Below are 13,795 nucleotides of genomic sequence, written 5' to 3'. Positions count from 1 at the left end.
CTAAGGGGCAGGTCGGAGGTTCGAATCCTCCAGGGAGCGCCATCTATAAAAAGCCTGAAGTGTTTTAAATGCTTCAGGCTTTTTTGTACCCGTCAGGCATGTACAAAAATATGCTCACCCATTTCAGATAGCTGAGTTAGCCAGTTTTGCACGAGTTGGGGGTTGTGAGGAGCCGTCGTCACCCCAGCAGGTAATTCATCGGCCAGCAGGGATTCAACAGCGATGGCAACGGTTAAGGACACCAGCCGTGCCATGGCGGATCCACGTTCATTGCCTGTCTCATCAATGCTGTAACTCTGTTTGAACAGAGTCGCTTCCCCCTCTGGCTCTTTAACCTCTAATTCAACCGCCAGAACAACACGGTCTTGTTCGCCTTCTTCGTATGGGTACTTTGCCCATAGGTCATCACTGATAGCGGCCAGTTCTTCTATACCTTTTTCACCGGTTAAAGAGTCGACCTTTTTAAACAGATCTGACCAGGCCTCTGCCCAGCCATTCAGGCGCAGGGTACCACGAACAAATTCCTGAACATGCCAGTTGTCGGCAATGCCATATTGTTTCAGGAAGGGCACCGAGTCTCTATTGGGGTAGGCTTGAAATATTTCCTCAAGGCCATCGATTCGTTTAAAACGATAACTGATCAGAGCGGTCCAGGGTTTTTCGGTTTGTTGAAGGGTGTTATCTGCAATCCATCGTGCTGGAGATTTCAGTGCCTTCAGCACTCCCAGGGGGGACCAGGAAAATTTGTATTTGAAGTCATTGGCTTGCTTTGGGAATCCTCCGCAATAGGAGCGGAAGGAGTGCTGGTTTTCTGGGTTAAAAACGTCTGATTTCGTGTATTTATCGATCAGTGCATGGGCAAACAGGTGATCCAGCCCCGGGTCCAGACCTACTTCATTGACAAAGCAAAGCCCCTGTTCTTTAGCCTGGGCATCCAGAGCCTGCATTGGGGCTGACACGTAACTGCTGGAAATAAAGTGAGCCTTACGGATCAAGCAGAGCTTGGCAACCTGAACATGCAGGGCAGCGGGCAGCATAGAAACCACCAGGTCGCCCTCTGCAATGGATTCCTCCAGAATGCGCCATTCCAGCTGTTTGACTTGAGCATGAATGCCCAGAGCATTAACGGCTTGTTGAGCCTTTTTTAGAGTTCTGTTCCACAACACCAGAGAATGGCGCGATTGGGCGATTTTTTGAATACCGGGCAATGAAGATAAGCCGGTACCTAACCAGTGAATTGTTTTCATACGAATCCTGCTTGCAGCTCACGAACTTTTTCTTCGAATGTCTGGTGTGCTCTTTTCCAGACGCCCTGTTCCAGATTATCCAGTTGTAGCAGGTAGGGTAATAACTGCCGACAAAAATCTTCACTGCTCTCAACAGGCAGGAGAGAGGGTAAGTGGTCAAGGGCGATCAGGTCCAGAGGGTTATCAGCATTGATGAGGCGCAGCACCGGCTTGTCGAAATGGGTGCAATGAGGATAAATAGGCAGAGGGTTGTAGTCGCTGTTGGGATCACAACTGACATCACAGATGATGCTGAGACGTCTGTCAGGGTTTTCGATCAGCTCCGGAGTCAGGAAAGGAGGTATTTTTTTCTGAATAAAGACACAGTTGATGACAAGGTCAACGTCCAGCAATTCAGGAAAAGGATCATCTCTCGCGGTTTCTTCAAGATCCCACTCAATAGTTTCTATTCCAGCCGCTTGAATCAGCTCTGCCGCACCATGGCCACTGCGCCCTTTCGCGCCAATAATCAGGGCTTTTAATGGGCCAGAATCAGAAAGTTCTGATCGAACATCATCAATCAGGTGTAGTTTACTTAAAAAAGGTTTTAAAGGAGGCAGTAAATGTCTCTGTCGCTTTCGATTCACTGCCAGTGCTTTCAGGGCAACAGCTGCACCAGCGTAGCCTGCCAAGTAGCCAAAGGCCGCAATACGGCGATTATCGTCGTCTACCAGATATTCCAGATCAAACAATTGTCCATTACCTGCACTAAATCGTTTAAGTACCTGCTGCCAGCTATGAGCTGGGGCGATGTCACAACCAACGTCTGCAAACGACTGAGAAGAAATAGCACTTTGGGCTGAATCTTCTACTGTGACCCTGAAGCCAGCTTCCAGAAGTGATCTTTTCTTGATGAGGAATCATGATTGAAAATACTGGAAGCCATGCTTCACTAATATTGATTCTTTGTCGTATAGGTAGTGCAAGACAGATACCGTCTTATATATTCTATAAGGTTATTGAATAATGAAATTTAATTACTTCTAATGAATTATTGATTCCGTAAGATGGTCTGATACTCGCCTTATTGACAGAGCTCTCCATGCCTTCAACGCTCACTTTTGTAGAGAATCCTTCTGCACAACCTAATCGTCAGTGGATATATATTCTGACAGCCCTTGCCCTGGGTGTTTTGACCGGGCTCGTGTTTCATCAGCAAGCAGTAGTGCTGAAGCCCTTGGGCGATGCCTTTATCAAAGCGGTTAAAATGATGGTTGTTCCCATTGTTTTTGTTTCTATTGTCAATGGCATCATTTCTATTCGTGACTTGTCCTCTTTTGGTCGCATTGCTACCAAAGCGTTATTTGTTTTTATTTTCACCATGGCCTCGGCAACCACCCTGGCTTTGATTGTCAGCCAGCTTCTGGGAATAGGCAGTTCCTTGGACCTCAATTTACCCGTTACGGCTGTATCGACAAAAGAAGCACCACCTATTGTCGAGGTTCTGTTGAATATGATTCCATCGAATCCGATTCAATCTATGGCTCAGGGCGATGTCTTACCCACCATCGTGTTTGCTTTGCTGGTGGGCTTTGGGATCAACCTCAGTGGTAAAGGGGCAGAGCCTGTAGCAAACTTTTTTACGGCGTTGGCACAAGTTGTGTTCAAAATGATCGATCTTGTCATGAAGCTGGCCCCATTGGGCATTTTTGCTTTGATTGCTTATACCGTAGGTACTCAGGGTATTTCGATTCTGGGCAAACTGGCAGGCCTGGTATCGACTACCTGGCTGGTGGCTCTGATTGTCATTTTCGGGTTCTACAGTTTGGTACTGAGGTATTTAGGGCTGTCCCCAAAAATGTTTATTCGGAAGATGTTTACGCCACAGATAGTTGCACTGACAACGACGTCCAGTGCTGCGACATTACCGGTTAATCTTCATGTCGCGGAGCAACGTCTTGGGGTGGATAAGAGTATTGCCAGTTTTGTATTGCCCGTAGGTTCAACGGTTAATATGAATGGGCTTTCTATTAATCTGGGTGTTATTGCCGTTTTTGCAGCCAATGTCTTTGGTCTCGATCTGGGGCTGGCTGAATACATCTCCATTCTTATGATCAGTACACTATCTGCTATAGGAGCGGCAGGTGTTCCAGGTATGTTTCTGATTACCATGTCATCATTGCTGATGTCCTTGGGAGCCCCTCTGGAACTGATTGCTCTGGTGGCTGCCGTTGACAGATTGATAGAAATGAGTGGAACTGTGACCAATATTACAGGCGACACTTTCACAGCAGTGGTAGTGGCAAAGATGGAAAATCGTCTGGATGAAACGGCTTATAACAGTTAATAGTCGTGTGTTTTGGTGAGATGAATCCTATAGAGTTTCAACGCGTTAGTAGATACTGAATGATTTGAAAGCTCTATAGGATTTTTTCGTATCTTCTCGGGTATAGGTTACCAGGATATGGGGATTTCAAGCGCTAGTAGTCCGGCCTGCTTACTTTCTGACAACGAGTGAGTGAGCTGGTTGTCGCCTGTACCAAAAAATACTTTAGTTAAAAGTCTTGGAAGGGGTGGAGGAAACAAATTCAGGAATAATCAGGATCAAGCACCAAGGAAAGATTTTTGGACTGCAAATACTGGTCGGAGCGAGAGGATTCGAACCTCCGACCCCCACAACCCCATTGTGGTGCGCTACCAGGCTGCGCTACGCTCCGACTTCGTTCTGAAGGATAAAAAATTATCCCGCTGACGTCGCTGTATATTACCTTGGCGACTGTATTTTGCAAGGGGAATCTGCCACAGACTCGCCCCAGCCGTAGCTCTGGAGCGATCGGGTTATTGAAAGATCTTGAGATTTAAAGGCTCAATACTGCCCATCCAGAGAGCATAGTCCGTATGGTCCTTTAAATCGTCCTGAGTCAGCGGATGGGTGAAAACAGTCAGTCCCTTTCTGTTCAAAGCCAGCCAGGGGATAAGTTTGGCAAATTCTTCATTCTTAAAAGCCAACTGGCAACTCCATTCAGGATGAGGACCAACCGGCTTCCGATGCATTCTGCCTACTGTGACATCAAACAACTGATTGGCTTTTTCAATCACACTTTCAGCTACTGGGTAGGTTTCTTCGTTGAAATAGATGTGGGCATGGTAGCCCTTGATGACATCAGTCATGAGTTATTATTCTCATCCTTCAGAACAAGTCCGACAGGCTCCTAAGTAGCCTGTCGGTTCAGTGCAGAGTTTCGTCTTTGATGCTATGAAATTTAGCCAGTACTTCGTGCATCATTTTAATCTTTTTAAGAATACCCTGAATTTTTACCTTCTGGTTTTCTTGTTCCATAATCGGAAGGCTTTGAATCTCGTCGTTTAATTCAATCAGATAGGGCAAAAAACGGTTAGCTGAAGCACTGAAACCTGAGTCCGGCTGGAAAATAGCAGAAAACTTGCCTTTCTCTTCTTTCTGCAACACTTCCAACTGCTCATCCGCATTGAGAGCCAGAGGGTAGATATCTTTCAGACTGAGTGTCAGTTTGGCCTGGATTTCAGGAATATTTAAGGTTGAACTCATTGATGACTCGATAGGCGAAATAATAGCGCAGTATAGGTTAATCAGAGGCTCTGTTGTAGCGCTTAACGTCTTTATGCTGAGCTCTTATCAGGCTGCCTTTTCAGTTGTTCATAAAACTTTTCCAACTGGTCCATATCGCAGGCCTCAGCTATCTGAGTAAGATACTGACAATACGCTTGCATTTCAGCTTCCCTGAACTCTTCGGTGATGGAACTCAGTTCTTGTATATCACCAAATTCAAGTACTTGAGAGACTTTTCTGAGAAGTGCCTTTTTATGTGTTTCATCCAGTTGCGGGAGTTCTGAGGCTTCAGTCATATCAAGGGGGAGTTGTGACTCTTTGAGATCGAGATTTAAGAGACTGGCCACGACCTGAAGAAGATGGTTCACCCTGAAAGGTTTGGCAAGCACGCCGTCAAATCCTTTCTGCTTGAGACGGGTTTTGATATCAGAGCCTGCGCTGGCGGTGACGGCAATGACTTTCAGGTTTCTCAATTCAGGATTCAAGCGGATGTGCTTGAGTGCTTCTATACCGTCCATTCTGGGCATTCTTATATCCATCATGACCAGTTCCGGTTTCCGGGCTTCCAGACAGGCCAGAGCTTCCAGTCCATCACAGGCTTCCAGCGTTCTGAAACCGGCTTCTTCCATAATGACTTTAAGAAGATCACGGTTTATTTCCAGATCATCAACAATTAAAGCGGTATAGGTATGATTGTCAGGGAGGATGAGTTCCACCTGATCGGATGAAAAGACATTATCGGTGTCCAGGGCCGGAGCTTCTTTTAATGGGATTGAAAACTGGAAACAGCTGCCTTGACCTACATTACTGGTGACGGTCAGGTCATCTCCCATGGCTTTTACCAGGTGACGGCTGATGGCCAGACCCAGTCCGGTTCCTCCTGATTTAAGACCTTCGTCCAGCTGCCTGAAGGGGTCGAAGATGATTTCAAAGTCTTTCGGATCAATACCGACACCGGTATCTTTTACTGAGAAAAAAAGTCGATCACTGCCAGTGTAAATCTCGATTTCAACGGAGCCTTCTTCTGTGTATTTGATGGCATTACCCAGAAGGTTGGTCAGAATCTGCCTGAGTTTGACTTCATCTACTTCCACCCAGTCCGGGACCTGTTCATCAATATTGAGTATTAACTGCAAATCTTTGTGTTCTGCCTTGGGAACAAAGAGCTCCCTTGTTTCCAGTAGTAACTGTCGAAGGTCAACAGAGACCGGGTGCAAGTCCACACCCTGAGTTTCAATCTTGGTGAGGTCAAGAATGTCGTTAATCAAGGTCAGCAGGTGTTGCCCGCACCGTTCAAGAATGGCCAGTTTCTGGTGCTGACCGGGGTTAAGGCCTCCAGATCTCTGTAGGACCTGGGCGTAACCAATGACGCCGTTCAATGGCGTACGCAGTTCATGACTCATGCAGGACAGGAACAGACTTTTTGAGCGGCTTGCGGTAATCGCCTCATCATGCGCAGTCAGCAGAGCCTGCTCAATCTGTTTGCTTTCCGTAATATCCCGGATCACTACGGATATCAGCACACCGTCACGAGTAATGAGTGGGTTACTGGTCAGTTCTGCAGGAAAGATCCGTCCTTGTCGGTCAACGGCTTTAGTTTCCTGACGAAACAGTCGTGTTTGTTTCCAGGCCCTGTCGAGTAAAGGGCAGAGCAAAGGATGTTTCTCGCGGAACTGAGGCGGAACCAGCAGAGAAAGGGGCATGTTAATCAGGTCTTCCCTGGGAAAGCCCAGCAACTCTACCGCTCTGGAATTGACCATGACTATGATTCCATCCGGATTCAGGATAATCATGGCGTCCGGAGCAGAATCCAGCAGAGCCTTGAATTTAAGGGTGTCGCTGACCCGCTCTGTCACATCGTTGGCCAGACCCTCAATGACTCTTTGTTGACCAGAGGTCATGGCATTCCAGAACAGTTCAATCCTTCGAGAGTGACCATGTTTATTCTGGATATCCAGCTCAAAAGCTTCGACCGGCTCTCCCCGGAGCACTTTTTCAAAATTGGTCTTGTAGCTGTGATTGCCCGGATCATTACTTAAAAAGTTTTCCAGCGGACCTTTGAACTCTTCGCTTCGGTATCCCAAAACCGATTCCACCGATCGACTGATATGAACAATCTCGCCGTCTGTATTGAGCTGGAAATAAAAGTAGCGCCCTTTTAACCCCTGCACGATGTGTCCCATATTATTGGCTCGGGCCTGGTGCAGGGCCTTGTCTCTGGCATCAAGCCACTGGGTCAGCTTGACGAATGAGCGGGCCAGTGAACCGGCTTCGTCTCTGGAGCCGGTGTCGGGTAACTCAACGAGCTTATGATGCTCGATAAAGGTATCCATGCAGGATTTCAGGGTGATGAGCGGGTGGGTTATCTTTTTAGAGACGTACAAGATACCACCCAGAATCAACAGCAGGGAGATCAGCATAATGGCGATGTCCACCAGGGCAATGTCGAGAACACCCTGAAGAGCATGCTGCCGGCTGACCGAGGTATAGAGCCACCACTGGGAAGAAGAGACTGGGGCACCAAAGAACCAGTATTCTTTCTGGTACTGGGGGTTGGGTATCCAGGCCCTGAAGGTTTCAGCACGGCCAGAATCAATCCACTGCTCGATGTGATCGCCAAAGCCTTCAATGCCATAGACCTCACCGGTCTGTCGCAGGTTTTTATGGCCAAAGCGATTAGCTTGTACACTGTCGCTGTACAGGTAATCACCGCTGCGATCCACCATATTGAACTTCCAGAGGTTGATTCCGATATTTCGTCCTTCAAACAGCTTTGGGTTGATGACATCGTGAACCATCCGGTTGATATCAACATCCAGCTTGAGCATACGCCCATCACCCGGGTGACGGCAGGGAACGATAAAACTGACCAGCCTTTTTCCGGTTTTTGAGTCCCGGTAGAGTGTGCTCCAATACTCATTGGGTCCGAGCAGCTGTGACCAGTTTTTGCCCAGTTCAGTGGGTGGCAGTTCTGGCAACTGTATGGGTTCTGCCTTGTTTTTCCGTTTATTAATGCAGGCTGAGGCAACGGTGTTTTTGGTGTCTATCCAGCAGACTCTGGTCAGGAAAGGGCTGGAAGCCAGAATGCTGTGGAGCAGTGGGTACGTCGGGTAGGTTTCTGTCTGTAACAGCCAGGTCTGAGCCGAAGCCTGAGACATAATCTCCTTAGTGTAGGCATCCAGTGTGTGGGCAAAATGCACGACGTTATTGCGCATCTGGATCTCTATTTCATGAGAGGATTCCTTGAAAGAGGTATATATATGCAAGGCACTCAACAGGTTATAGAAGAGTGTGACGGGCACGACCGTGAATAGAATAATTTTTTTTCGAATAGAGGGTTTGACCACGCCCTGCCCCAAGCACAAATCCTAACAACCTGTACAGAATAGCCAAGGGTGGTAAAGTTGCTAACGCTTTGCCAGTCGAAATATTTATTCGCATCAACTGCTTGAGTAGTTACTGAGGACCAGAGTGAGAGTGATTATCAGCCATTGAAGCCAGTACTCCGCCTCAAGCTGGGTGCAGGGTATCCCTAAAGTGTTTTGAATACACTGACTGAAAGCCTCAAGACTGGCTTCAACGGGGTCAGGCTCCTGTTTTAAAAGTTTTTGCAGTCCTTCGTTGTTGATGGGAGGCAGAGTCGCCAGTAAATTTACGAAGTCAGGTGGCAGGTGTTCTACAGCTATGTCCATCTCGTCACCGTTCATGACACTGCCTGGTACTTTTGGCTGTTGTTCAGTGGTTTGGCCCGTTGTTTCTGTTGTAGGGAAAACAAGTTGAGGAAAAGGGGCTGGAGGGGCTAAGTTTGCTGGCGGAGCTAAAGCCGTTGGTTGTTGTGTTGGTGCTACTACAGGCTCCCAGTGTGTTCCTGCATTCATCATATTCTGAGGGAGCAAGGGTGTTTGCAGGTTGCCATGAAACAGCGTTAATGTATCCGGGTCATTCAGCCATCCCATGATCTGTTGAAAATCATCGGTGGGTTGTGGCATAACGCCCAGTGCAGGGTTACCCGCCATTGCTGGTATAAACATGGCACCCAGTGGGTTTTGAGGGTTGTGAATGGCAGGGGCTACAATCATAACGTTCAGAGGTGTATTGGCAGCCTGAAGTAAAGGCATCAACAGTTGTTCAATGACATTGTTATCTCCCCACATATGATGTCCTGGTTGCAGAGGCATTAAATCTTGCAGCATCTGAAAACCAGCCTGTGTCGGATTATTCATGAGGTTATTAAGAGCCTGGGCACCCAGACCCAGAAACAGCATGTGAGGAGTGAGTGGGTGATTATCGTGGTGCCATTGATGCTCCAGGTTTATGATCAGATCATTGATGAGTTGAGTGTGTTGAGCTTGTCCTGCAACTCCACCCAGCTGGTTTATCAGGTTGGCCAGCAACAGGTTCAGAGTCGTATTATTTTCAGCATTGATGATCATCTGATTAAAAATATCCCAGAGTTCATCTGTGCCCATATGATCGATGCTCTCAAGGATGTTGTAATAGTCCAGGTTAAGCTGCCCCAGAAGATGGGGTGGGAGTTGGAGGTCGTTCAGGAATTTTTTGAGTAACATTCTCAGTTGAGGCGTTGTATTCGAAAGCATGTTTCTGAGCTGGGAAAGCAAATGATTTCTAATGGCACTGTTCTTCAAAGCCAGAAAAATAATGTTTCTGAATAAACCTCCCACCACGTAATCGTGAAGGCCGTGAGTGGCATAAGGCATATTCTGTATCAGCTTCTTTAACAGAACAATGATATGTTCGATGATTTTCCCTGCACTTTCAGGTCTCATGTTCAGCAGATGCACCAGGCTGTTATACAGGCAGAAATGGTCACTTGCTACTGGCACAATTTGACACCAATGTTGTCTCAGGGTTCTGACAGCCTGCTGTTCGATCTTTTGCAGGTTCGCCTGTGCCTCAGCTTGATTGGCTCTGAGCTGCGTCAACTCCTCCATTGACAATTCAGTGACTCCCTGTTGTTCCAGCTCCTGCTGTTCAAGAGAATTAAGAGGCAGGTTTTCCAGTTTGATCCGTTTTGCGGGGGGTGATAAGAGAGCATTCTGGGAGCTTGAGGATTCATCCTTTTCTGGAGGGGTGCTTCTTTTTTCTTTCTTTGTTCTGATAGGTTCAGGCAGTTTAAGGGTGAACCATTGGTCCTCATTGTGGACTCTTAAAATTCTGAGCAGGTAGTCGTAGTTCCTGTGTTCACTAATCCATTGGTTCAATTCTTGAACAGGAACGGATTGTTGTGTTACCTGGCTTTTTTCTCCGATCCCGTTACGATGCAAGACGGATTTAATCACAATTATTCTGGGTGGTGAGGGAGGAGGAGTGGTGTGATAAGCAGCACCTGAAATCATTTCATCGACAGAGGAGGACAGGTCAATGATCACCAGAGGTTTGGATTCCCGGTTGGTGTTTCGGTGTTCCATGACCTCTTTGATAGCCTGTAACACTGTGTCCCTGTTGGTATAGCTGGGAAACTGTACTTTATCATGACTGGGGATCAGGTTGAGCTCTCTGGCCAGGTACTGGCGTTCATAAGTCCGGGGTGGTAAGCGCAACCTGACGGTTTCTGGCAGCGGGTAGACAGCAGTGAAAGGCAGTAAAAGGTTAAGGCTGTCCAAAGCTCTCGCCCAGTTCTGGGATTTGAGTTTGCTGTAGGCTTCAGGAAAGGTTGTGGCTTCTGCCCGGAGAATATCCATGGGGTTGACACCCCATTTTTTCATCAGTTCGGTCAGGCTTTTTCGGGTCAGTGTCCCGGAGGAGTAGCCGGTTGGCAGTAGTTTGCTATCCGGGGTTGGTCGGGTAAGCTCTATGTGCGTTGACTGCTGACTGGTAAACGTGCTGCTTCTTTTTCTTCTTGTATGCGGAGGGTGGTGAGCAGGTACATCGGTCTCCATTTCCACTGAGTCTGGCTCATCCATATTGATGACTTCGCCCTCAAACAAAGTGATACTCTGATCGGATAAAATTTCCCGGGTCAGTATTTCCAGCAGGGAATCATTGGTCAGGAGTGGCACCTTATCTTCGAAAGATTTCTGTCCAAAAGCTTTGACTAAAGTAGTGCTGATTTTTTCTGAATACTTATTGTTGACCCACTGAATCCATTTATCCTTTTTGATGTCATCGAATTGTTTCTGCTCTTCTTCAGGCAGGTCAGGGCGGTGCTGGTTTACCAAGTGAAACCAGAAAAGCTGTTGCAGCTTGCTAAATCCATTTTTGAAAGCTTCCAGGCTGTCCTTAAAAATATCAATGGCACCGGCTGGGTGAGTCTCAAGTAACTCCTCAAAAGATATGTCCGGCCAGGGATTCATATGCAGGCTCTTTAGTTGGCTGGCGTAAAAGCGATTGACTCTTCGAATGAGGTGGTCCCTCTCGATTTTTTTTAACTCTCTTTCATGCTTTTTCCATGATTCTGGGGCATGGTCGGGTATTTTTCCTGCAGCCACATGCCAGTTGAGTAGTCTGTTGAGTTTGGCTTCGTCCACCAGTGATGGATTGGTTGCCACTGAATCAACCAGAGCTTTCAGAGTGTTGCTGGCAGTCATATTGGGTTCTGTATCAGGAAGTTGGTTGTTTTCCATCTCAGAAAATCGATTTTCAAGTGCCTCAGTGAATTCTACGCGGTATTTTTTATCAACCACTCGCAGCCACCAGTCTTGCTGGTAATCAACCGGCAGGTAGAGCTGGTGATGAAACTGATCAGGCCGCATTTCTCTGGCCAGTTTTAAAAGATAGTGATGCAGCTTTAACTTGAGATTGTTTCTGGAACTGTTATTTCGATACTGGATCACACTTTCAGCCGTAATTTCATCGGGGTCAAAGAACAGGCGCTCCAGTGGCAGTTTGTTCGTGTCAACCCTTTGCATGGGGGCCTGATGCAGATACTCCATATAGCGTCGGTTGAGTTCTGGGTTGGTCTGCCATTTATCCAAAAGCATTATACGCGTTCTATCCACCAGTTCTGGCATGATCTCATGGGCCATGTCGCCAGCGTGATAGGCAATGTTGGCCAGAGATTTTACAACCAGTTTTTTGGCGTCGGCCCAGTTTTTAATTTTCTCCTGATAGACCTGGTAAGGGTTGTAGCCCAGAATGTGCGTTAACATGGCCGCTTCCGGTCCGCCATCGAACAACAGTTGATCGAACAGGACCAGGGAGCAGGGGTGAAAGTCCGTCAGGTCAGCCTGGGTGATAACGTCCCGGAGATACAGGTCGTTTCTTTTCCATTCTTTGCGGTATGAAAAGCCGACACCAAAATTATCGGGTTTGGCGTCACAGCAGATTCGGTGAGCACAATCTTCGTTGCCCAGTTTTTCCAGATTGTTATAGATAGCGGCGATGACCGCATGGAGTATCCGGCTCACTGCTTCAGCGTATCCCATTTTATGGACTTCGCCCCTGCTACCCTGAGACTTTATCTCCATGGCAATGTCTGCAGGGCCATAATCAAGAAGGCCTTCGATAAATGTTTCAGCCAGTTCATCTTTTCTCAGATGACGCTGGATCATATAGATGGTGTACCCTTCCTTCGCCTTTACTCTCAATAGCCTGGTCGTTTCGAGGTTAACACCCAGCTCCTTGTAGAGGGTGAGCGCTGCTTCGTGGGTGAGTAGAAAATTGTCTGCATCTTTTCTGTCCATGTAGCCAGGAAATCGTCTAAGAGCGAGTCCGGGCAAAACATTGTCCAGAGCAAACACCACAGAGAACTGACCTCTACCGATGACCCTTGCATGGGCATGACCAATGGTTTTGTATTCTTCTGTAACGTCTATGCTCATACCATCCTGAACATTCAGGAATTCACCCTGGACATTTCGTTCAAAGACTTCGAGAAACCTCAGATAGTCATCATCTGTCAGCGAGGAAGCAAAGTCAGCACCTGACAGTTCTTGTTCAATAGGGTTGTTGAATGCATTTCCATGGTCATAAAAGTGGCTGGCTGTTCTGAGATCATGAATGCTTTTTTTGTCTTCCAGAGTCTCAAACTCTACACAGACCTCACAGGTTGAACCTTTACTGTTGATATAATGGCAAAAAAAGGTCTTGTTGGGCTTTTTCCGAGAGTTGAGTGCTTGTAAAGCAGGATTAGGTACAAGAATAAAGGTTCTTTGTTTAGGCTTGGACTCTGCGTTTGTATGATTTTGTATTCTCATTCTTACACTGAGTAAAGTCTCTTCGTTCGCAGAGAAGGTAAAGGGGTTGCCACCCGTTGCCAGTTGTTTGAACGTGGAGGGCCCCACTCTTTGAAAGGCGGGACCACTGACCAATGAATGGGCTTCGCTATCAATGCGCCAGGAAGGAAAAAAGCGATTGCTGGTTACCAATGGAGTGCCGCCTGAGAAGGGTGAAATCTCCGGTATGTTTGAGGGTACGGGCGATGCTCCCAGAGGGGTTTCGGCAGGAGTTGAGCTCAGCTCAGGATCAATCAGCATATATTCGTTTTGATCTTTTTGGGAGCGCAGTATATGAACTCGCCAGTATCGGTTGTTGCTGGAAGAGTACTCTTTGATGTTTCGGGCAATCTCTCCCAGCATTCTGAAATAGTCTTCATATTTTTTAACCTTTTCGACATTTTCCAGAAGGCTGTCAGAGGCATGAGAGGATAGGGGCAACGTGAGTAGAGCGATAACAATGAAACTGGAGTATTTGTTCCAGTTTTTACAGTACAGGAACAGGAAAAGGAAGGGCACAGAATAAGCGACCTTTACTAATAGAGTCATAGATACCGACATTAATTCAGTCAATGTACCGCTGTAAGTTCAGTCATTATTTATTGATGCTCTGCCTGAAGAAGGTTTCCTTCGGCTTTGCTATCAGGTGTCTTGTGAACCGTTGAACAGCTATGAAATTTATATTTATGAACCTTCTAGAGTAGACCAGTCTTTATTGGAATATGACTGTAAATCTTTATTTTACTTTCGTGTGAATACTCTGCTGAATGTTGAGCGAACTTTTCATACCTAACTAGTATTAGCAT

Annotated in this window: 7 protein-coding genes and 1 tRNA gene; 1 reads left to right on the top strand and 7 read right to left on the bottom strand. The window is 46.9% G+C overall.

Going from position 1 to position 13,795, the window contains the following annotated elements; all coding sequences use genetic code 11:
• Positions 1 to 92: 92 nt before the first annotated feature.
• Complete coding sequence (locus GZ78_RS00240; protein ID WP_034831812.1) at positions 93 to 1,247, bottom strand: saccharopine dehydrogenase family protein; 1,155 nt, start codon at positions 1,245 to 1,247, stop codon at positions 93 to 95.
• Complete coding sequence (locus GZ78_RS00235; protein ID WP_051785672.1) at positions 1,244 to 1,978, bottom strand: Rossmann-fold NAD(P)-binding domain-containing protein; 735 nt, start codon at positions 1,976 to 1,978, stop codon at positions 1,244 to 1,246. Before GZ78_RS00235 ends, GZ78_RS00240 begins: the two co-directional genes overlap by 4 nt.
• Before the next feature lie 350 nt (positions 1,979 to 2,328).
• Between GZ78_RS00235 and GZ78_RS00230 the strand changes: the two genes are divergently transcribed.
• Entirely contained in the window at positions 2,329 to 3,573 is a 1,245-nt protein-coding gene (locus GZ78_RS00230) for a dicarboxylate/amino acid:cation symporter (protein WP_051785671.1), read from the top strand.
• 293 nt (positions 3,574 to 3,866) lie between these two features.
• Here the strand turns inward: GZ78_RS00230 and GZ78_RS00225 are convergent.
• From GZ78_RS00225 to GZ78_RS00205, 5 genes are all read right to left on the bottom strand, one after another.
• Positions 3,867 to 3,943: transfer RNA gene (locus GZ78_RS00225), tRNA-Pro, on the bottom strand.
• A 121-nt stretch (positions 3,944 to 4,064) separates the two neighbouring features.
• Positions 4,065 to 4,397, bottom strand: a complete 333-nt coding sequence (locus GZ78_RS00220) for a DOPA 4,5-dioxygenase family protein (protein WP_034831811.1) — start codon at positions 4,395 to 4,397, stop codon at positions 4,065 to 4,067.
• Positions 4,398 to 4,455: 58 nt separating this feature from the next.
• On the bottom strand, positions 4,456 to 4,794 hold the full coding sequence (locus tag GZ78_RS00215; RefSeq protein WP_034831808.1) for a hypothetical protein: 339 nt from the start codon (positions 4,792 to 4,794) through the stop codon (positions 4,456 to 4,458).
• Between the two features lie 71 nt (positions 4,795 to 4,865).
• Positions 4,866 to 8,180, bottom strand: a complete 3,315-nt coding sequence (locus GZ78_RS27015; protein WP_236631445.1) for a PAS domain-containing hybrid sensor histidine kinase/response regulator — start codon at positions 8,178 to 8,180, stop codon at positions 4,866 to 4,868.
• 75 nt (positions 8,181 to 8,255) lie between these two features.
• Positions 8,256 to 13,538, bottom strand: coding sequence for a hypothetical protein (locus GZ78_RS00205; protein WP_034831807.1), 5,283 nt, complete (start codon positions 13,536 to 13,538; stop codon positions 8,256 to 8,258).
• Positions 13,539 to 13,795: the final 257 nt, after the last annotated feature.

Origin of the sequence: Endozoicomonas numazuensis, assembly GCF_000722635.1 — a bacterium.
GTDB classification, from domain to species: Bacteria; Pseudomonadota; Gammaproteobacteria; order Pseudomonadales; family Endozoicomonadaceae; genus Endozoicomonas_A; species Endozoicomonas_A numazuensis.
Note: the sequence above shows the minus strand (reverse complement) of the source record. Positions and strands in the feature narration are given on the sequence as shown.

What these genes read in the sequence shown, in the direction of transcription:
- GZ78_RS00240 (WP_034831812.1), bottom strand. Translation starts at nt 1,247, where the DNA reads ATGAAAACAATTCACTGGTTAGGTACCGGCTTATCTTCATTGCCCGGT.
- GZ78_RS00230 (WP_051785671.1), top strand. Translation starts at nt 2,329, where the DNA reads ATGCCTTCAACGCTCACTTTTGTAGAGAATCCTTCTGCACAACCTAAT.
- GZ78_RS00220 (WP_034831811.1), bottom strand. Translation starts at nt 4,397, where the DNA reads ATGACTGATGTCATCAAGGGCTACCATGCCCACATCTATTTCAACGAA.
- GZ78_RS00215 (WP_034831808.1), bottom strand. Translation starts at nt 4,794, where the DNA reads ATGAGTTCAACCTTAAATATTCCTGAAATCCAGGCCAAACTGACACTC.
- GZ78_RS00205 (WP_034831807.1), bottom strand. Translation starts at nt 13,538, where the DNA reads ATGACTCTATTAGTAAAGGTCGCTTATTCTGTGCCCTTCCTTTTCCTG.